Origin of the sequence: Thermus altitudinis, assembly GCF_022760835.1 — a bacterium.
In the GTDB taxonomy this organism is placed as follows: domain Bacteria; phylum Deinococcota; class Deinococci; order Deinococcales; family Thermaceae; genus Thermus; species Thermus altitudinis.
Genome location: NZ_JAKTNQ010000003.1, coordinates 1 through 19949 on the forward strand (window position 1 = coordinate 1; position 19949 = coordinate 19949).

16 protein-coding genes and 3 pseudogenes are annotated in these 19949 nt (G+C 63.7%); 14 read left to right on the forward strand and 5 right to left on the reverse strand.

Going from position 1 to position 19949, the window contains the following annotated elements:
• Positions 1-111: 111 nt before the first annotated feature.
• The 14 genes and pseudogenes from L0D16_RS01770 (at position 112) to pdxT (ending at position 13876) form a co-directional block, all read left to right on the forward strand.
• Positions 112-861 (forward strand): C1 family peptidase, encoded by a 750-nt coding sequence (locus L0D16_RS01770; protein WP_028493938.1) that lies wholly within the window; start codon positions 112-114, stop codon positions 859-861.
• Positions 862-951: 90 nt separating this feature from the next.
• The gene (locus L0D16_RS01775) at positions 952-2214 is read left to right on the forward strand and encodes an MFS transporter (protein WP_243029626.1); all 1263 of its coding nucleotides are present in this window, start codon (positions 952-954) and stop codon (positions 2212-2214) included.
• A gap of 75 nt (positions 2215-2289) precedes the next feature.
• Positions 2290-3882: an outer membrane protein assembly factor BamB family protein gene (locus tag L0D16_RS01780; protein WP_038032562.1), complete on the forward strand. Its 1593-nt coding sequence runs from the start codon at positions 2290-2292 to the stop codon at positions 3880-3882.
• Positions 3883-4275: 393 nt separating this feature from the next.
• The gene (locus tag L0D16_RS01785; protein ID WP_243029627.1) at positions 4276-4599 is read left to right on the forward strand and encodes a hypothetical protein; all 324 of its coding nucleotides are present in this window, start codon (positions 4276-4278) and stop codon (positions 4597-4599) included.
• Positions 4587-5157, forward strand: a pseudogene (locus L0D16_RS01790) (transposase); the annotation flags it as partial. The gene L0D16_RS01785 and the pseudogene L0D16_RS01790, both read left to right, overlap by 13 nt.
• A 146-nt stretch (positions 5158-5303) precedes the next feature.
• Positions 5304-5600, forward strand: a pseudogene (locus L0D16_RS12360) (helix-turn-helix domain-containing protein); the annotation flags it as partial.
• 103 nt (positions 5601-5703) lie between these two features.
• Positions 5704-6639 (forward strand): hypothetical protein, encoded by a 936-nt coding sequence (locus tag L0D16_RS01800; protein WP_015717263.1) that lies wholly within the window; start codon positions 5704-5706, stop codon positions 6637-6639.
• Positions 6635-7352, forward strand: a pseudogene (locus L0D16_RS01805) (integrase core domain-containing protein); the annotation flags it as partial. The gene L0D16_RS01800 and the pseudogene L0D16_RS01805, both read left to right, overlap by 5 nt.
• A gap of 40 nt (positions 7353-7392) precedes the next feature.
• On the forward strand, positions 7393-8604 hold the full coding sequence (locus L0D16_RS01810; RefSeq protein WP_243029628.1) for a M23 family metallopeptidase: 1212 nt from the start codon (positions 7393-7395) through the stop codon (positions 8602-8604).
• Between the two features lie 87 nt (positions 8605-8691).
• The gene (pdxS, locus tag L0D16_RS01815; RefSeq protein WP_243029629.1) at positions 8692-9573 is read left to right on the forward strand and encodes a pyridoxal 5'-phosphate synthase lyase subunit PdxS; all 882 of its coding nucleotides are present in this window, start codon (positions 8692-8694) and stop codon (positions 9571-9573) included.
• A 4-nt stretch (positions 9574-9577) separates the two neighbouring features.
• Positions 9578-9937: an ArsR/SmtB family transcription factor gene (locus L0D16_RS01820; RefSeq protein ID WP_243029630.1), complete on the forward strand. Its 360-nt coding sequence runs from the start codon at positions 9578-9580 to the stop codon at positions 9935-9937.
• A 31-nt stretch (positions 9938-9968) separates the two neighbouring features.
• The gene (locus L0D16_RS01825; RefSeq protein ID WP_243029631.1) at positions 9969-12047 is read left to right on the forward strand and encodes a heavy metal translocating P-type ATPase; all 2079 of its coding nucleotides are present in this window, start codon (positions 9969-9971) and stop codon (positions 12045-12047) included.
• Between the two features lie 7 nt (positions 12048-12054).
• Complete coding sequence (gene nhaA, locus L0D16_RS01830) at positions 12055-13293, forward strand: Na+/H+ antiporter NhaA (RefSeq protein ID WP_243029632.1); 1239 nt, start codon at positions 12055-12057, stop codon at positions 13291-13293.
• Between the two features lie 7 nt (positions 13294-13300).
• Complete coding sequence (gene pdxT, locus L0D16_RS01835) at positions 13301-13876, forward strand: pyridoxal 5'-phosphate synthase glutaminase subunit PdxT (RefSeq protein ID WP_243029633.1); 576 nt, start codon at positions 13301-13303, stop codon at positions 13874-13876.
• Here pdxT and asnS read toward each other — a convergent pair.
• Genes asnS through hisS form a run of 5 tightly spaced genes read right to left on the reverse strand, consistent with a single transcriptional unit; the run spans position 13873 to position 19927 of the window.
• Positions 13873-15189, reverse strand: coding sequence for an asparagine--tRNA ligase (gene asnS, locus L0D16_RS01840; RefSeq protein ID WP_243029634.1), 1317 nt, complete (start codon positions 15187-15189; stop codon positions 13873-13875). The two genes, pdxT and asnS, sit on opposite strands and share 4 nt — an antisense overlap.
• A 10-nt stretch (positions 15190-15199) precedes the next feature.
• Complete coding sequence (locus L0D16_RS01845; RefSeq protein ID WP_243029635.1) at positions 15200-16015, reverse strand: HAD family hydrolase; 816 nt, start codon at positions 16013-16015, stop codon at positions 15200-15202.
• Positions 16015-16908 carry a PhzF family phenazine biosynthesis protein gene (locus tag L0D16_RS01850; RefSeq protein ID WP_243029636.1) on the reverse strand — a complete coding sequence of 298 codons (894 nt, stop codon included), beginning with the start codon at positions 16906-16908 and terminating at the stop codon, positions 16015-16017. The genes L0D16_RS01845 and L0D16_RS01850 overlap by 1 nt, the downstream gene beginning before the upstream one ends.
• Positions 16901-18646 carry an aspartate--tRNA ligase gene (gene aspS, locus L0D16_RS01855; protein ID WP_243029637.1) on the reverse strand — a complete coding sequence of 582 codons (1746 nt, stop codon included), beginning with the start codon at positions 18644-18646 and terminating at the stop codon, positions 16901-16903. The genes L0D16_RS01850 and aspS overlap by 8 nt, the downstream gene beginning before the upstream one ends.
• A gap of 24 nt (positions 18647-18670) precedes the next feature.
• A complete protein-coding gene (gene hisS / locus L0D16_RS01860) occupies positions 18671-19927 on the reverse strand; it encodes a histidine--tRNA ligase (RefSeq protein WP_243029638.1) in 1257 nt (418 codons plus the stop codon).
• Positions 19928-19949: the final 22 nt, after the last annotated feature.

Genomic DNA, 19949 nt, shown 5'->3' on the forward strand with positions numbered 1-19949 from the left:
TAAAATGCAAGCGGAGTCGGTCCCCCAGTCTCAGATGTATTGACCGATTACAAACTCTTGACACGACCTCAGACCAGGATATATAATGATAGAAAGGAGCGTGAAAAAACCATGAGCGCACCGACCAGGGATATTGGAATTGTTGTTAGTAAGGTTGGCGAGCTGGCGGTGACGGGGCTCCCATGCTTCATGTACCATGACCCCTATCACGAGCGCTTTGTCAACTATATCCGCTTACTGGTGGCCCAGAACCTGCCTGTTCTGGTCCGTCTGCATCCGGGGTGGAACTACCCTATGGAGGAGGACATCCTCCGGAAGGAAGTCGACCGCACTGGGCACGCGGTGCTGGTGGTGGGCTATGACGACGCCGCCGAGGAATTCATCCTTCTCGACCCGTGGGATCAAAGCCACTGGGGGGGAAGCAGGGGCGGAGAGTGGCGTATCGGCTACCGTGAACTTGGCCTCCTTGCCGTGGACTGCACTAGAGACGCTGTGATTACCGGTGTCTTGCCGAATGTGGAAATCCAGTTCGACGGCGTGGATGCACTCCAATGCAACGTCACGTATTCTTGTCCCGAGCCTCTCTTCCGGACCTTTATTGCAGAGGAGGCATTCCTGACGCTGACCGTGCCAAAAGGCTTGCAGCTGGACACGGACGGGGACCAGATAAGCCTTGGCCAGCTGCAGCCGGGGGAAACACGCTCCGTGGTTATTCCCGTGATCTTGGAAGACCCTGTAAACGGCGAGATTACGGCAGAGATTGATCTTGTCATCCGCTCCCTCTGGTTGCGAGACTGGAAGGAGACCATCCGGGTCGTCTCCCGTCATCGTATCACTGCTATTGAGCGGGCCATGGTCTAGCCAGGTAGCGCATAGCCTTACCGTATCCCCTATTCCGTCATCTCACGGAGGCCATGCTTCCTCAAACACTAGCCTCTGCGGGGGCGTTTTATGCATAAAGCCATCGCCACCTTGAAGGCCTTGAAGGATAGGTTAGGGCTAGTACTTCTCACCCGAGAACTCCCATTCTCGTACTTTTTCATCAGCAGGACCCTGTCCCGCATTGGCGAGAATGTATTCTCCATCGCCGTCCCGTGGCTGGTGTTTCAGCTGACGGGCAGCACCCTACAACTCGGACTGGCCTTTGCCCTCCAGGTTGTCCCTTCACTGCTGCTAGCTCCCTTTGCTGGCGTTTACGTGGACGCCGCTTCCAGAAAAAGAGCGATGCTCGTTTCGGAGGGTTGCCGGGCACTGCTCGGTCTGGCTGTGACTGGGCTGTCCCTCCTGGGTAGCCTCCAGGTGTGGCACCTGTATCTCGCGGTGGTGGCCCATGCGGTCACCGCCAGTTTTCTTACCGTGGCAGCCGGGGCTGCTATTCCGGCCCTCGTGGACCAGGTTGACTTAACGCGCGCCAACGCGCTCATCAGGTTGAGCCGCAACCTGTGCGACATCTTGGGCAAGGTCATGGCCGGCCTACTCTTGGCCTGGCTGGGCCCGGCGTACACGTTCCTGGCGAATGCCGCCTTGACTTTCGCGTCCGCGGCTCTGTTGTTGCCGCTCCGGGGCATAGACGGGGGATCCCCAGTGGTGCGGGGCTGGCGGCCAAAGGTACTACAGGACTTTGTGAGTGGAGTGGGTATCCTGCGCCGCCACAGCGCGGCTGTGCTTGCCATGGCGGATCTGGTGGTGATCAACGTCGGTATTCCGGTCCTGGCAATAGCCCTTCCCGTCATTTCTGAAGAGGTCCTGCGCCAGGGTGCCGCTGGCTATGGGCTCCTCACCGGAGCGATGGCGCTCGGGGCCATCGTTGCCACCCTGATAGCCGCTCTGCTGGTCGGACGCATGGACGAGGGCCGATTGTCTGGGCTTGCCACGGTCCTGTTCGGCCTCCTGGTTGTTTCCCTGGGCTTCGTGAGGGCACTGGAGTGGGGGCTGCTGGCGATGACGCTTATCGGTCTGACGGCCGAATTGGTTTCGGTCTACACCTCCAGCATTCTGCAGCGGACCCTTCCTTCGGATGTCCTGGGCCGGGCCTTTGCTGCCCAGTTTACGGCCCTACGGATCGTCCCCGCGGTCGTGTTCCTGAGTGCCGGTTCTGTTCTCCAAACGTTCGGCGTGCAAACGTTCTTGATCGTGGGGGGTTCTATAACTGTTCTCATCGCGGCGCTCTTGCTCCAGCTCAGGGTGCGGGGTGCGCGAGAGAAAAACCGATGAGGTGGGGTTCCAATAGGGCCATCCGGGTTGGGGAGAGACTGCGAGGAGAAGCTACAAAGAGGAGGTGATACAAAGATGAAGCTGCGGTGGATCCAGTACATCCAAGGAGTCCCACGGTATCCTGTTCTGGCTGGCGACAAAGTCATGATCGTGGCATATAACCGGACGGTACACCAGTACGAGGTGATGGCCTGCCGCTCCCACGACGGGGAGCTCAGGTGGAAGTTAGCTCTCCCTGCCGGCGGCTACGGACGTCCAGCAACGGACGGATCGAGGCTTTACATGCTCTGGGGCCAGTCCGGGTTGGCTGCCCTAAACGTCGAGAACGGAGACCTGCAGTGGGCATGGAAAACACCGTGGCGGATCAGGAGCGGCCCGGTTCTTTTTAAAGACATGGTCTACCTATGTGCTGGAGACTCTATCATCGCCGTCAACAAAGAAGATGGGCGGGAAACACGAAGGTTCCAGGTGGGGCGAACATTTCTGTTCGGCAACCCCTGCGTCTCCCTTATTGACTCCCATCCTTTGTTGTTTGTCTTGGGTGCGGAACCGTCAAACAATTACCTGTACTGCGTCTCCCTAGACGACACGGGAGCACCCGTCAGTCTTGAGTGGAAACGGCCAATTGGTAAGACCGGAGTTGTGTCGTCGGAAACGGCCGGACCTGCCGTGGGCGCCGACCGTATCGTGATCGGATCGCTCGACGGCACAGTTACCTGCTTCGCATGCGCCACGGGGCAGGTATTGTGGACAGATCACGTGGGGGAGGTCACGATTCGCAGCGCTGCCTTTACGGATGGGGAACGTGTCTACGTCACCACACTCGGGGGCTCCATTCTCGCTTACAGCCTGCACACGGGGGCCCGGTTGTGGGAGCGGCAATTGTACGCGGAGGGGATCTGGGCCCCTCCAGCCCTGGCGGCTGGACTTCTGATCGTCCTGGGTGGTGGTGTCCTCGAGGCCATCGACCCGTCCAACGGGTCGTCCGTGGCACAAGTTGCGGTGGGTCATGGCCCCTACTCCGCCCCCGTTCCCTCCGGAACTCATGTATTCGTGGGCGGTGGGGATCCCCCGTTCACGGGCTATCTCTTCGCGGTGGACCTGGCGGTGGCCGATCCCACCAGCATGGCGGACCAAAACCTCGCCGATCTTGAAATCCAAGCTAACGATTGGGAAATTCAGATTTCCTTCCGGGTTCCACCTTTGGTTACAGACCTCTGGCTCGATGGACGGCCCCTGGGGGCGGATGCGGTGATTCGTCCTGTTCGTCGGGCAGATCGGGCTTACTTTCGCATTGCGCTCGCCCCCGGCAAGCGCATCGGAAAGTACGCCCTCCCTGTGGCACTGTGGCGCCAGGATAAGCTCATCTGGAACACGATTCTCGTCGATCTCGGAATGAACCGTGGGCCTACATTGGGGTTACCTCAGCAAGCGCGGGTCTCACATCTCATCTTTGAGCCCCAGGCCGAGCCAACTGCCAGCGGTGCTGCCGCGTTGTCGATGCTGCTTGGGCATTTTGGGCTGAAGGTGTCCCAGCAGCACGTCAAGGAGATGGCGGACTATCTGGTGGAAACGTGGCAGGTGGACCCACACCACAAGTGGTCTGGCGTGGCAATGCGAATTTCCCACGCAGGCGCCCGCGATGTGCGAGCTAAGAAGCCGTCGTAAAGGTCAACGGGAAAACTCGCCTCGATTTTACATGGCCCCTAGGATCCGCTTTTACCTCCCCCGCCCTCAGCCAGGCCCTTAGCCCCTGCAGTAAGCCCATCACCCGGGTGTCCACCAGAAGGCTCAGGCCCAGGGCGTGCAGGTAGATAGGGAGGCGGTAGATGGGGTAGAGAGAGACTTCCTTCCCCAGCGCCTCCGCCACCCAGCGTTGCAGCTTGAGCCCCGTCCACAAGCCGCCTTCAGGCGGGAGGCCTTGGCGGTAGATGAGGGCCTGCAGAACCCTCTCCCGTTCTTCTGGGGTCAGCTTTGGCGGTTGTCGTGCCTCCTATCCGGGAGGGCCTCGAGGCCCTCCCGGTTGTAGCGGGCCACGGTGGCGCAAACCCAGCGGGAGGTATGGAGGGCGATGGCGGCCACCTCCTGGGCGGTGAGGCCCTGCTTGGCGTGGTACGCCGCCAGAGCCTTCTTGATCCGTTGCTGGAGCTAGGGGAGGGTCAGGTGATCAACGACGGTCATGGGGGTAAAAAGGGTATCACCTACCACGCCACCCAGGCCTGGGCCCAGGATCTCTTTCCCGAGCCCCCGCCTTCCCACCAGTCCCTGGTCTGGTTTGCCCACCGCTACCTGGACGAGGCCATGCTGGAGGCCCTACTGCAAAAGCTCCGGGCGAGACCTGAGGAAAGGCTTTCCCGGGAGGATGAGGCGGGCCCTTTCGCCTAAGGGACACCACGGGGCTTCCCTACCGAAGCAAGGACCGCCTCCCCCGGTGGCGCAGGGGACAGGAGGCGCGGCGGGTGCGAGGGCATGGGAGGCTCTGGGCCCTTGCCCGATGGTGGAGGGGGCTAAGGCTTCTGGTTCTGGAGGGGGTTTGGGTGGGGCCAGGGTATGCCTCGGACCCCCGGCTTGGGCCGAGGGTTGCGGCGGTTTGGTCGGGAGGGTGGGGTGCTTTTGGGGGACGCGGGATTTGACGGGGAGGAGGTTTGGCGGGTGGTGAAGGGGCTTGGGGTGCGGCCCCTGATCCGGTTGCGGGAGAAGGGGGAGGTCCGGGATGCAGTGCGGCGTTGGGCGGCTTTCCACTGGGAGGATGCGCTGTATCGGTTTCGTGGAGTGGTGGAGGGGGTGTTTGGGGGGATGAAGAGCCGGTGGGCCGGGGGCTACTTGATGGAGCGCAAGCCCTCTTCGGCGATGAAGCGGATCTTCCTGGAGGCCATCGCCTATGACCTCCGGATCCTCCTTACCCTCACCCCTGTTCCCAAGGGGTTCAAGCCAATTTACTAGGCAAGCCCAGGGGGCCTGAGCCCGGACAGAAACATGTGAGACTCAACATGTGAGACTCTAGAGACCCGGGATGGGATAAAAAGGAGGGGGACCGACTCCGAAAGGAGGTCCCCCAAGCGCAGCTTGCCACAGTTAGCAAAGAGGTCATAAGAGGGGCCAAGCTCGCCTTCCAGCTCGCCGAGGCTCAAGCCGGCGACCCCAAAGTCAAGGAACGCCTGCGCAAGCTCAAGCAGGTGGAGACCCTACGCCGCCACGGGGTGGACTGGGAAGAGGTCCAGGACCTGGTGGGCCTCAGCCGGGCCACCTACCACCGTTGGAAGAGGAGGCTCAAGGAAGAGGGGCTCAAGGGTTTGGTCCCCAGGTCCAGGCGCCCCAAACGCTTGCGGCGGAAGCGACACTGGACTCCTGAGCTTCTCCTGAAGGTGGAGGCTTTGAGGAAGGAGGGCTTTGGGGTGACTCAAAACTTGCACTTATCCATCCCTCTCAACCCTATGCAACCGGGGCACTTGAAAAGGGCTGCGGGTTTCCCGTCTGATGACGGGTGCCATGCCCACAGCCCAGTACCTACTCTCGGCCATCCTAGCCCTTCTGCCAAGCCCCCACCTCCAGGAGTCCCTCGAAGCCCTCCTCCTCCTGCTCTTGCAGGGCCACGGCAAAGCCAGACCCCAGCACAGCCAGACCAAGTCCCCCGCAAGGTGTTTCCCTCACGGGAAAGCAGCCGCCCTCTCCCGCTTCTTCAACCGGTATGCCTGGCCCACCCGCACCCTCATCCGCCTCGCCCGAAGGGAGGCGGAAAGGGCCCTGGACCGCGCCAGGCCCAGACGGGGTCCCAAGCCCAGGCTCCTGGTGGTCCTGGACCTGGTCACCCTGGAGAAGCGGGGCCTCCTCAGGGCCCTGCCTCTCTCCTTCTTCCACGGCAAGTGGGGCCTCCACCTGGGGGTGGTCTACCTGGTCCACGGCGAGCTCCGCATCCCCTGGAGCTACCGCGTATGGCGGGGCAAGGGGGAAAAGAGCCTCTCCCTCCTGGCCCTCAGGCTCTTAGCCTCCCTGCCCCCTTGGATGCGGAAGGCCTTCCGGGTGCGGGTGGTGGCCGATACCGCATTCGGCACCATCCGGTTTTTGCGGGGGGTCAGGGAGCTGGGATTGGAGGCGGTGGTAGGGATGCGGCGGTTTAGCATCGAGCACTTCTTCAAGGCCATGAAAAGCGAGTTCTCCCTGGGTCAGTTTGGGCAGCGGACAGCTTTGGGGGTGCACCGTTTTCTGGTGCTTTCCCCCCTGGCCTACCTGCTGGCCCACTGGGTAAAGCTGGCCTCTGAGGAGAAAGGGTGTACCTGGTGGGAGGCGGCGAGACGGCTCTTTCCTGAGCCGGTGGCCCTGATCCTTTCGCGCGAGCTCTCGCTCCTGGGGCTCTGGCCTCCACCTCCAGGGAAAGGGGTAGAAGATGCGTGTTTATGCGGGATATGCGGGAGGTGCAAGTTTTGAGGTGAGCAAGCGCACGGTGGGGCGCATCCTGGCCTACCTGGAGAGGCTAGGGAGGGTGGCGAGCGTGGCTGCCTTTTCGGCGCGGGCCCGGCGGGGGAAGGCAAGGAGGAAACCCCGGCGTCCCTACGCCCAAAGGAAGCCCAAGGGCTACGAGGCCCAAGCGCCGGGCGACCTCATCCAGGTGGACACCTTCACCGTCACCCTAGGACCCGGGGAGATGATCCGGCACTTCTCGGCCGTGGACCTTGCCACCCGCTTTGCGCTGGCGGAGGTGCACACCCGGGCTACGGCCGACCTTGCGGCCGGCTTCCTGGCCTACCTGATTGCGCAAGCGCCCTTTCCCATCCGGCCATCCAGGTGGACGGGGGGGCTGAGTTCATGGCCGGGTTTGAAAAGGCCTGCGAGGGGTTGGGCATCCGGCTCTTCGTGCTGCCTCCCAGGAGCCCCAAGCTCAACGGTCACGTGGAGCGCATACAACGGACCTTCAGGGACGAGTTCTACACCCGGTCGTTGCCGTCTGGGATTCCTGAGCTCCAGAGGGAGCTTAACGCTTACCTGGACTACTACAATCGGCGGAGGCCGCACCGGGCTCTAGGGGGTTTGGCCCCTTTGGAATACCTGGCTAAGATGCGGAGGGAGTCGGTCCCCCAGGAGTCTCAGATGTGTTGGCCGACTACAGCCCCTTGCATTGGCCCCGCTTGCCCCTGGTATAATCCCCCCGAGGTTGGGGTTAGGTTCGTTTGGAGGTGAGCGTTGCGGGGAATATGGGGAAGTTTATGGCTTTTGGTTTCCTCTTTGGCCTTCGCTAAGCTGCCTGTTCTTAGCCCCCTTCCCCTTCCCGAGAACACGGTGGAGGTGGGCCGGGCGGCCAATAAGGGGTGGGTTCTCTACGTGGTCAAGCCTGGGGATACCTTGGCGGGGATCGCCGCCCGCTATGAGGTAGACCCCAAGCACATCATGTGGTCCACCGGCTTGCAAAGCGACCGCTTGCAACCTGGGCAGCGGATTCTTATCCCGCTGACGGCCGAAAAGGAACGTCCTCCCCGTATACCTCCTGGAGTGGAGACCTACCGCGTTCGCCCGGGAGATACCCTGCAAAGCGTGGCTAGCCGGTTTGGAATATCTATCCTGGAACTGGTTTCCGCCAATCCCTCTTTGGAGAGCTTGGATCGCTTGGTAGCAGGTGGTGTCTTGTACGTTCCTAAAAAAGCCAAGGGCTTGCTGGTGGCCTTGCCCGAGGGGGAAACCTTGGTGGACCTAGCAGCCCGCTTTGGCCTTTCTCCGGTGCAGGTGGCCCGAGCCAATGGGGTGGAGAACCCCACAGAGCTTCGCCCTGGCGATTTGGTACTCCTGCCCGGTATCCAGGCCAAGACCACCTACCAGCGCCTTTTGGCCAAGCAGGAGGAGGAGCGCAAGGCGCGCCTCGAGGCGGAACGCCGCCGCCAGGAGGAGCTTAGGCGCCTAGCGGAGGAGAGGCGACGGCAGCAGGCCTTGGCCCAGCAACGGGCTTTGGCTCAGCAGCGTACACGGGAGGTGCGGCGCGCCCAGACCCAACAGCCCCAGGTGCGCCGGGTGAGCTACCAGGAGGGGGGCATGCGCTGGCCCCTTTCGGGGTTCCGCATCACCACCTACTTTGGCCAGCGGGGGGCTTTCCAGCGCTACCACACGGGGATTGATCTGGCAGCGCCTTATGGAACGCCCATCGTGGCCGCCAAGGCGGGCCAGGTTGAGGTGGCGGGTTGGAGCTCCATGGGCTATGGTTTCCACGTGGTGCTGGACCATGGAGGGGGGGTGGAAACCCTTTACGCCCACATGTCCCGCATCGCGGTGCGGCCTGGCCAGTGGGTGGAGGCCGGGCAGGTAATCGGCTACGTGGGCTCCACGGGATGGTCCACGGGTCCCCACCTGCACTTTGAGGTACGGGTGGGCGGGGTGGCCCGTAACCCCTTGGCCTACCTCCCTTAGGCGTACGTGAGCGGACCGGGGGCCTTTGGGCCCCCGGCTTCTTTTGGCTTGACCCTCTGGGCGGTAAGCTTGAGGATGGAGGACGGGATGGAGAAGGGAACCTTCCAGATCAAGACCGGCTTCGCCGAGATGTTCAAGGGTGGGGTGATCATGGACGTGACCACCCCCGAGCAGGCGGTGATCGCCGAGGAGGCGGGAGCGGTGGCGGTGATGGCCCTGGAGAGGGTGCCTGCCGACATCCGGGCCCAGGGGGGCGTGGCCCGCATGTCCGACCCCAAGGTGATCAAGGAGATCATGGCGGCGGTTTCCATTCCCGTGATGGCCAAGGTGCGCATTGGCCACTTCGTGGAGGCCATGATCCTCGAGGCCATCGGGGTGGACTTCATTGACGAGTCCGAAGTCCTTACCCCTGCGGACGAGGAGCACCACATTGACAAGTGGAAGTTCAAGGTGCCCTTTGTGAACGGGGCCCGGGACCTGGGGGAGGCCTTGAGGCGGATCGCCGAAGGGGCGGCCATGATTCGCACCAAGGGGGAGGCGGGTACGGGCAACGTGGTGGAGGCGGTGCGCCACGCCCGCACCATGTGGAAACAGATCCGCTATGTCCAATCCCTGAGGGAGGACGAGCTGGTGGCCTACGCCAAGGAGATCGGGGCTCCCTTGGAGCTGGTTCGCTGGGTCCATGAGCATGGCCGCCTCCCGGTGGTGAACTTTGCCGCTGGCGGCATCGCCACCCCCGCCGACGCCGCCTTGATGATGCACCTGGGGATGGATGGGGTTTTCGTGGGTAGCGGCATCTTCAAGTCCGGTGATCCCAGGAAGCGGGCCCGGGCCATCGTGCGGGCGGTGACCCACTTTAACGACCCCGAGGTGTTGGCCGAGGTTTCCGAGGACCTGGGTGAGCCCATGGTGGGCATCAACCTAGACCAGCTTAAGGAGGAGGAGCGCTTGGCCAAGCGGGGCTGGTGAGGGCATGGCCAAGGCGGTCTGCGGGGTCTACGAGATCCACCCCGAGCGGGTGGCCCAGGCCCGTGCCGGCTTGCCGCAGGAGGCGGTGCTTAAGGAAGCCGCTCTCCTCCTCAAGGCCTTGGCCGATCCCACCCGGATGCGCCTTCTCTTGGCCTTGAGGGCGGCGGGGGAGCTTTGCGTGTGCGACCTAGCCCTTTTGGCCGGGGTTTCGGTTTCTGCGGTAAGCCACCAGCTTAGGCTCCTACGCCAGGCTAGGCTGGTGGCCTTCCGCCGGGAGGGAAAGCAGGTCTATTACCGCCTGGCGGATGAGCATGTGGAGCGGCTTCTGGATGGGGCTCTGGAGCACGCGGCAGAGAACACTTGAATAAATGCTCAAACGATGCTACCCTGGGGGCATGGAGGCCCCCAGGGTTCGCGTGTTCCAGGTGGAAGGGATGGACTGCGCCGACTGCGCCTTGAAGGTGGAGAAGGCCCTCTCCCGGGTTCCCGGGGTGGTGCGGGCTGAGGTGAGCTTTGCCAGTGGGAAGGCCTATCTCCACCTCGAGGTTCCCCAGGCGGAGAAGGAAGCCGAGATGGCGGTGGCTGCCTTGGGTTACCGCCTGGTTCCAACCCAGGTCTCGGAAATCGGGGGGCAGAAGAAAAGTGGGGCCTGGGACCCCCGCCTTCCCGGGCCTTGGGCATGGGCCTTGGCTTCGGGAGGGCTTCTCCTTGGAGCCTTTTTGGGTTCCCGTTTTGTACCGTCCTTGGCCACCTGGGCCTACGCTTTGGCCGCCTTGGTGGGGGTGTTCCCTTTGGCCCGTCGGGCGGCAGCCCTATTCCGGCAAAACCCCTTCAGCATGCAGGCCTTGGTCACGGTGGCCACCTTGGGGGCTCTGTTCATCGGCGCCGAGGCGGAGGCCGGCTTGGTGGTCTTCCTCTTTCTGGTGGGGGAGGTGCTGGAGGCCTACTCCGTGGCCCAGGCCAGAAAGGCCCTTTTTGCTTTGGGAGAGCTTCTTCCCCAGAGGGCCTACCGCTTGAAGGAGGGCGGGTTGGAGGAGGTGCCCCTGAGCGCCCTCGAGGTGGGGGACCTGGTGCGTGTGCCCCCGGGGGAACGGGTCCCCGCCGACGGGGTGGTGCTGGCGGGAGAAGGGGCTGTGGAGGAGGCGGCTTTTACGGGGGAACCCTTGCCTCAGCCTAAGGGGACAGGGGACCGGGTCTATGGGGGTAGCCTCCTGGTGGAGGGAAGCCTGGTCCTAAGGGTGGAGCGCCTGCCCAGGGAAGGTTTCCTGGCCCAGATGGAGCGCATGGCCGAGGAGGCCTTGGCCAAGAAGAGCCAGGTGGAGCGGGTGGTGGACGCCTTTAGCCGTCGTTATACGCCAGCGGTGCTTTTCTTGGCCGGTGTGGTGGCCTTCATCCTGCCCCTTTTCCAGGGGGATTTCCTAGGACATGTGTACAAGGCCTTGGCCCTCCTCCTCATCGCCTGTCCCTGTGCCTTGGTGGTTTCCGTGCCGGCGGCGATCGCCGCCGGGGTGGCCCGGGGGGCCCGGAGCGGGGTTCTCTTCAAGACGGGGGCCGCCTTGGAACGGTTGGGCAGGGTAACCTTTGTGGCCCTGGACAAGACGGGTACCCTGACCCTCGGGCGGCCCAAGCTGGTGGAGGTGGTTCCCTTTGGGGTCTCCCGGGAGGAGGCCTTGGCCCTGGCCAAGGCGGTGGCCGAAGGCTCAGGGCATCCCCTGGCCCGAGCGGTGCGGGAGGCGGAGGGTATGGCCTTACCCGCTGAGGGGCATCGCACGCAACCTGGCCTGGGGGCCTTTGCCCGGGTTGGGGGGCAAGAGGTGGGCTTGGTACGCCCCGAGGTGGCGGACCTTCCCCAGGACCTAAGGCGGCAGGTGGAGGCTTGGGAGGGGTATAGCCTGTCCCTTTTGCTGCGGGAAGGTGAGCCCTTGGCCCTCTTGGTTTTCCAGGATGAACCCCGGCCCGAGGCTAGGGAGGCGATAAAGGGCCTTCGCTCTTTGGGGCTTAAGCCTTTCCTTTTGACTGGGGACCGAGAGGCCTCGGCTTTGGCCTCGGTTGCCCAGTTGGGGCTTTCGGTCCACGAGGTGAAGGCCGGCCTTTCCCCCGTGGACAAACTCCGGTTGGTGGAGGAACTGGCGGAAAGGGGTGGGGTGGCCATGGTGGGGGATGGGGTGAACGATACCCCTGCTTTGGCCCGGGCCACGGTGGGGCTGGCGGTGGTGGAGGGAACGGAGGCTGCTTTGAGGGCTGCCGATGTGGGGCTTCTTTCCCTCACGGCCCTGCCCAGGGCCATACGCCTAAGCCGCAAGACCTTGGGGGTGGTGAGGCAGAACCTCGCTTTGGCGCTGGGCTTCAAGGGGTTGGTGCTCATCACTACCCTGTTGGGGTATACAGGGCTTTGGGCTGCAGTGTTGGCAGACAATGGGGCCTTAGTATTGGTGACGCTGAACAGTTTGCGCCTCCTGTGGAGCCGGGTATAGTCGGGACATGCCGAAGCGCCGTTACGCCCGGTTACTGGAGCAGTTCCTGGAGAGTGAGGCTAAAGGGGGGTTGGTTCTTTTCTTGGCCGCTCTTCTTGCCTTTATACTGGCCAACTCTGCGGGGGCTTCAGGCTATTTTGGGTTGCGGGAAATCCCGGTGGGCCTGCGCTTTGGGGGTTTCTCCTTGGAAAAGCCCCTGCTTCTTTGGATCAACGATCTCTTGATGGCCCTTTTCTTCTTGCTGGTGGGCTTGGAGCTCAAGCGGGAGCTGGTTTTCGGTGAGCTTAAAGACCCAAAAAGGGCAGGGCTTGCCTTGGCGGGTGCGTTGGGGGGGATGGCGGTACCAGCCCTTCTGTACCTCATGCTCAATCCCCGTATGCCCGAGGCCCGGGGTTGGGGGGTGCCCATGGCCACCGATATCGCCTTTGCCCTCGGGGTGTTGGCCTTGGTACCCCGGGTACCTCTGGGCCTAAAGCTTTTTCTCACTGCTTTGGCCATTGTGGACGACCTGGGGGCCGTCTTGGTAATCGCCATCTTTTACACGGGGGGCTTAGAACCCCTACATCTGGGCTTGGCGGCCCTGACCTTGGGGCTAGGCCTGCTCCTAAACCGCATGGGGGTCTGGTACCTGTGGCCGTACATGCTCCTAGGATTGCCCCTTTGGTATTTTGTCCTCCAGTCCGGCCTCCACGCCACCTTGGCTGGGGTGCTTCTGGCCTTGGCCATTCCTTTGCGGCGGGCTAGACCCTTCCAAGGAGCTACTTCGGCCCAAGATCCGGAGGATCTGGAGGGGGAGCTGGAGGGCCTCGAGGAGGAAGTGGAGGAGGCCCAAAGCCCTTTACACCGCCTGGAGCACACCCTGCATCCCTGGGTGGCCTTTGGGGTCTTGCCGGTTTTTGCCTTTTTTAATGCCGGGGTTGCCCTGGGGGGGGTAGGATTTGGCCCGGTGGCCTGGGGCGCAAGCTTGGGCCTTCTTTTGGGAAAGCCCTTGGGTATCTCTCTTTTTTCCTGGCTGGCCTTGCGGTTGGGTCTGGGCGCCCTGCCCGAGGGTGTGAACGTAAAGTCCTTGTTGGGTGTGGGTTTGTTGGCGGGCATCGGCTTTACCATGGCCCTCTTCATTGCGGGCCTGGCCTTTGAAGGGGACCTTTTGGACCAGGCCAAGGTGGGGGTGATGGCCGCCTCCTTATTGGCCGGGCTTTTGGGCTTCACTCTGGTGCGGGCTTCCCTTGACAGGGGCCAGGGGTAGGTCCAGGATGAAGGGCGTGGTTGGCGTTTTGGCCCTACAGGGGGATTTCCGCGAGCACAAGGAGGCATTGAAGCGGCTTGGGATCGCGGCTAAGGAGGTACGCAAGAGGGAGCACCTGGAGGGGGTTAAGGCCCTCATCGTGCCCGGGGGTGAGTCCACCACCATCGGCAAGCTGGCCCGGGAGTATGGGATTGAGGAGGAGGTGCGCAGGCGGGTAGAGGAGGGCTCCCTTGCCGTCTTCGGCACCTGTGCTGGGGCCATATGGCTTTCCCGGGAGATTTTGGGTTATCCGGAGCAACCCCGGTTAGGGGTGCTGGATGTGGCCGTGGAGCGGAACGCCTTCGGCCGCCAGGTGGAAAGCTTTGAGGAGGACCTGGAGGTTCGGGGCTTGGGGCCCTTTCACGGGGTCTTCATCCGGGCCCCTGCTTTCCGCCACCTGGGGGAGGGGGTGGAGGTGCTGGCGGAGCTGAAGGGGCTTCCGGTGTTGGTGCGCCAGGGGAAGATCCTCGCCAGCGCCTTCCACCCCGAGCTCACGCCGGACCCCAGGCTCCACCGCTATTTCTTGGACCTTGCCGGCCTCTAGGGCCGCATGCGGGTGTACATCCGGGGGAAGGGGATGGCCTCCCGCACATGGCTTAGGCCACAGATCCAGGCCACGGTGCGCTCCAGGCCCAACCCGAAACCCGAATGGGGTACGCTGCCGAAGCGCCTCAGGTCCAAGTACCAGTCGTAGACCTCCTCCGGGAGGCCGAACTCCTGGATTTTCCGGCGTAGGAGCTCCAGGTGGTGGATTCTTTGACTACCCCCGATGATCTCCCCGTACCCCTCGGGGGCTAGGAGGTCATCGTTCAAGACCAGTTCCGGATCCTCTGGGTCTGGTTGCATGTAGAAGGCTTTAATCCGGGCGGGGTAACGCTCAATGAAGACGGGCCGGTCAAACTGGCGGCTGATGGCGGCTTCCTGAGGAGCCCCGAAGTCCTCCCCGTAGGGCAGGGGGGGCACCTCGAGGTCCTTTTCCGCCAGCCGGTTCACCAAGGCCACGGCCTCCTTGTAGGTGAGGCGGGGGTAGCGGCCCTCTGCGGCAGGTTCCAGGGTCTTGGGGTCCCGCCCCAGCATCTCCAGTTCCTTGGCCCTCCTTTCCAAAACCCGGCCCACCAGATGGCTCACCAGCTCCTCCTGCAAGGCCATGTTCTCCTCGTGGGTCATGAAGGCCACCTCGGGTTCCACCATCCAAAACTCCAGGAGGTGGCGCCGGGTCTTGCTCCTCTCCGCGCGGAAGGTGGGGCCAAAGGTGTAGACCTTGCCGTAGGCCAAAGCCCCGGCCTCGGCATAAAGCTGCCCGGACTGGGAGAGGTAGGCCTTTTCCCCGTCAAAGAGGTCCACCTCAAAGAGCTCGGTGGTGCCCTCCACCGCGCTGGGGGTGAGGATGGGGGCGTCAAAGCGGAGGAAGCCCCGCTGGGCGAAGAAGTCGTGGATGGCCCTTTCCAACTCGTCCCGGATGCGCATCACCGCAAAGGGCCGGCGGTGGCGGAGCCAGAGGTGGCGGTGGTCCATGAGGAAGTCAATGCCGTGCTCCTTGGGGCCAATGGGGTACTCGCCTTGGGGAAGGCTGATCACCTGGAGGTGGCGCACGGAAAGCTCAAACCCCCCGGGGGCCCTCTCGTCCTGCCGCACCAGGCCGAAGGCCTTTAGGGCCGTTTCTTGGGGCAAGCGATCCGCCTGCTCAAGGACGTCCTCGGGTACCTCCCCTTTGACCAGGGTGGCCTGGAGGAAGCCGGTGCCGTCCCGGAGGATGAGGAAGTGAATCTTGCCCTTGGAGCGCTTCTGGTAGAGCCAGCCCCTTATCTCCACCTCCTGGCCCTCATGCTGGGCGATCTCGTCTATGAAGACCCGCATACCCCTAAGTCTAATCCAGAAGGGCCAAGAGGGCCTCTGCCAGGCCGCACTCCTCCACAGGGGCCACCACCCGTTTGGCGGCGGCTTTCACCTTAGGAGCAGCGTTCCCCATGGCGATGCCCAAGCCCACCCCTCGGATCACCTCCAGGTCGTTCTCCCCGTCCCCCACCATGGCGGACTGGGCCAGGGTAAGGCCGTAGCTTTCCGCCACAAAGCGGGCGGCGGTGAGCTTGCTCACCCCCCGTTTGGTGAGCGAAACGAAGCGCACCCCAGGCATCCGGGGGCTTTCCGCCACGTGGGCCTGCAGCCCTGGGGGGAGGGCATCCAGAAGTGCCCCTAAGGGCGCGTGGGCCTCGGCTAGCACCTGGAGGCGGACCAAAGGGCTTGGAAGTGCCATGAGGTCTGCCGGTTCCGCCTTTAGGCCCAAAAGTTCCTGGTGGGCTTGGAGGAGAGGGTCTTCTCCCTCCAGAAAGAAGCCCCCGTCGGCGGTGTACCCTTCCAGGGGGAGCTGGAGTCTCCGGGCTAGGCGAACGGCTTCCCGGGCGGCCTCTTGGGGCAGGGCCTCCACTAGGAGGGGTTGGGTAGGTGGGGAGTGGGGATCCCGGGAAAGGGCCAGGACCACCGCCCCCGACTCAAACACGTGCAGGCCTGTGGGGTCCAGCCTGCGGGCGTAGGCCAGGGCGTGGCCCCGACTCGGCCGGCCGGTGATGAGGCTAAGCCGCACCCCCTGGTTCCTAAGGGCTTCTGCCGCGGGCCAGACGCAATCTGGGACTCCGTCCCTACCCACCAGGGTGCCGTCCACATCTATGAAGACCAACCCCACCATCAGAGTTCCCCAGCAAAGACCTGGACCGCTTCCCCACCGATCTGGACCCCATAGGGCTGGCCGGTGGGGCTATACTCCACCACCACCTCCACCACCCCGGGGTTGCCCAGGCGGTGGCCTTGATAGATGGTGAGGACCACCCGTCCCTCCCTCCGGGGCACCACCCCAGCCCGGGCCAACAGGGCCCCCAAGGCGGCGTTGGCGGAACCCGTTACCGGGTCCTCGGGGATGCCCAAGAGGGGGGCGAAGTCCCGGGCGTAGAAGCTCCTCGGCCCCATGGGAGCGTAGGCGTGCACCGTGGCCACTTCTAGCTTGCGGGAGGCCGTTGCCAGGGCCGCCATCTCCGGCTCCAGGGCGTCCACTACCCCGGGAGCGATCAGGGGGACAAAGAGGCTCCAAAGCCCGGTATAGGCAATGCCGTAAGGGAGTCCCCGGTGCAGGTAGCGCTCGTCGGAGCCCAGGGCCTCGAGGACCTCCTTCAAGGCCTGGTAGGGAGGGAGGTCGCGGAACCTGGGGGCAGGGCCTCGCACCAAGGCCTTCTTGGGCTCCCCGGCCTCATAGAGGATCTCCACCGGCAGGGCCTCCGTGGGGGTGTGAAGGTAGAGCCGTTCGGTGCCTTCCGGGGCCAGGCCCAGGCGCACCAGGGTCAGGCCCAGGGCCAAGGCGGCATGGCCGGAGAACTCCACCTCCCCTGTAGGGGTGAAGAAGCGCACGGCAAAAAGGGTGCCTTGTTTTTCCGTGACAAAGGCGGTTTCCGGCTCGCCCAGGCGCCGGGCAAGGCTTTGCATCTCCTCCAGGCCCATCCCCCTGGCATCCAAAACCAGGGCCACCCGGTTCCCGGCTCCCGGGGTGGAAGCGAAGGCGTCCACGATCACGTAGGGAATCCTAGCCATGGGCGATCACCATAAGACCCAGTTCGCGAAGCTGCTCCTCGGACACAGGGCTTGGGGCCCCGGTGAGGGGGTCCTTGCCCTCCTTGTTCTTGGGGAAGGCGATGACCTCGCGGATGGAGGGGCTTGCGGTCATGAGGGCCAGCAGGCGGTCCAGCCCCCAGGCGATGCCCCCGTGGGGTGGGGCCCCGTAGGTGAGGGCCTCGAGGAAGAAGCCAAACTTTTCCTGCTGCTCCTCCTCCCCGATGCCCAGGATGCGGAACATCTTGGCCTGCAGCTGGGGGTCGTGGATGCGGATGGAGCCGCCGCCCACCTCCACCCCGTTCAGCACCAGGTCGTAGGCCAGGGCCCGCACCTTCCCGGGGTCGGTGTCCAGAAGGGGTAGGTCTTCAGGATGGGGGCTGGTAAAGGGATGGTGCATGTAGGTGTAGCGGCCTGCTTCCTCGTCCCACTCCAAGAGGGGGAAGTCCACCACCCAGAGGAAGCGGAAGCCTTCCCGGGAGAGGCCCAAGAGCTCCGCCAGCCTAAGCCGCACCTGTCCCAGGGCGTTGGCCGCCACCTTGGCGGGCCCCGCCAGGAAGAGGAGGGTTTCCCCCGGGCCGGCTTTGGTGGTCTCCAGGAGATGGTGCTGTACGGGTTCCAAAAACTTGGCGATCCCGCCTGCCAACCCCCCCTCCTCCACCCTGGCAAAGGCCAGTCCCTTGGCCCCGTGGCGCTTGGCCAACTCCTCCAGGTCGGCGATCTCCTTGCGGGAGAGGGCCTTGGGCACCGCCAGGGCCTTTACCCTTTCCGCCTCCCGGAACACCTGAAAGGCGCTTTCCCGGAAGAGGTGCCCCACTTCCTGGAGCTCTAGGCCAAAGCGGGTGTCGGGCTTATCGGAGCCAAAGCGCTCCAGGGCCTCCTGGTAGGCGAGGCGGGGAAAGGGAAGGGGAAGCTCCACCCCCAAGGCTTCGCGGAACACGTGGGCCATGAGCCTTTCGTTAAGCGTTAGGATATCCTCCACCTCCACAAAACTCATCTCCAGGTCCATTTGGGTGAAGTCGGGTTGGCGGTCGGCCCGGAGGTCCTCGTCCCGGAAGCAGCGGGCGATCTGGAAGTAGCGGTCAAAGCCCGCCACCATCAGCATCTGCTTGAAAAGCTGCGGGGATTGGGGCAGGGCATAGAAGAGGCCAGGTTGCTGCCGATAAGGCACCAGGAAGTCCCGGGCCCCTTCCGGGGTGCTCTTGGTGAGGAAGGGGGTTTCCACCTGGATGAAGCCTTCCCGGTCCAGGAAGTCCCAAATGGCCTTGATGACCCGGTGGCGTAGGCGCAGGTTTTCCTGCATCCTCTTCCTGCGGAGGTCCAGGTAGCGGTATTTTAGGCGGAGTTCCTCCGAGACCTCCTTTTCCTCCTCGCCGCGCCAGCCGGCATCTATGGGAAAGGGAGGAGTTTTGGCTTCGGAAAGCACCTCCAAGGAGGAAAGCTCCACCTCCACTTTCCCCGTGGGCAGGCGAGGGTTGGGCTCGGGGCGCAGGCGTACGGTGCCCTTCACTCGGACCACCCACTCCGAGCGGACGCGTTCTGCTTCCTGGTAAGCGGGGCTTTCCGGGTGGGCCACCAGTTGGACCAGCCCTTCGCGGTCGCGGAGGTCCAGGAAGATGAGCCCTCCCAGGTCCCGGCGGCGGTTGATCCACCCCTCGAGGACCACCTCCTCCCCCACGTGTTCTTCCCTTAGGCTTCCGGCGAAGCGGGTGCGGCGCATAATCCCCCAAATCTTAACGGATGCTCAGGCCAGGGCGGAAAGGAGGAAGCCCAGGGCCTCCCTTTGGGGAAGGCGCACCTGTTCCCCAGTGGCCAGGCGCTTTAAGGTGACCTCACCGGTCCTCAGCTCATCCTCTCCCAAGAAGCCCACGAAGGCCGCGTTCCGCTTTAGGGCTTCCTCCACGCCCTTGCCGGGCTTCTTGGGGCTTAGGGCGTACTCTGCCCGGATGCGGGGCCTTAAGGCCTCCGCCAGATAAAAGGCTTCGGCCATCGCTTCCTCCGTCAGGGGGATCAGGTAGACGTCGGGTCCTCCCTCCTCGGGAAGGCCGAACCCCTCCGCCTCGAGGGCCAGGGCCACCCTCTCCACCCCAAAGGCGAAGCCCACCCCGGGTACCCTCGGTCCCCCCAGGAGCTCGGAAAGCCCGTCGTATCTTCCCCCGCCTCCCAAGGCGCTTTGCGCCCCGATCTCCGCATGGTGCACCTCAAAGGCCGTGCGCACGTAATAGTCCAGGCCCCGCACCAGGGTGGGGTCCAGTTCGTAGGGCACGGATAGCCTCTCCAGGTGCCGTTCCACCGCCTTCAGGTGGGCTCGAGCCTCTTCTCCCAGGAAGTCCAGCATGGGCTTGACGCCAAGTTCCTGCAAAAGGGCCTGGTCCTTTTCGCTTTTGGAGTCCAGGATGCGCATGGGGTTAAGCTCCAGGCGCTCTTGGGAGTCGGGGGAAAGCTCTTCCTGGTAAGGGCTGAGCACCTCCCTCAGGTAGGCGTTGTAGCGGGCCCGGTCCTCCGGGTCCCCCACGGAGGAGAGCTTCAGGGTAAGCTGCCTAAGGCCCAGCTCCTTGAGGCTTTCCCAAAGGAGCACCACGGCCTCGGCGTCCAGGACAGGGTTATCCGAGCCCAAAGCCTCGTAGCTCACCTGGTGGAACTGGCGGTAGCGCCCTTTCTGGGGTCTTTCCGCCCGGAACATGGGCCCCGCCATCCAAAGCCTTACCGGCTGGGGCCAGACCTTCATCCCGTGCTCCAGATAGGCCCGCACCATGGCGGCGGTGCCCTCAGGGCGTAGGGTCAGGGAGCGCCCGCCCCGGTCCTGGAAGGTGAACATCTCCTTTCGGACGATGTCGGTGGCGATTCCCACCCCTTTTTCAAAGACCTGGGTTTCTTCAAAGATGGGGGTGATGAGCTCCAAGGCCCCCGCCGCCTCCAAAACCCGGCGGGCGGTGGCCACGATGTGCTGGTGGAGCCTAAGCTCCTTGCCGAAGAGGTCCTTGGCGCCGCGAACCGCCATACCTTTACACTTTACCGCAACC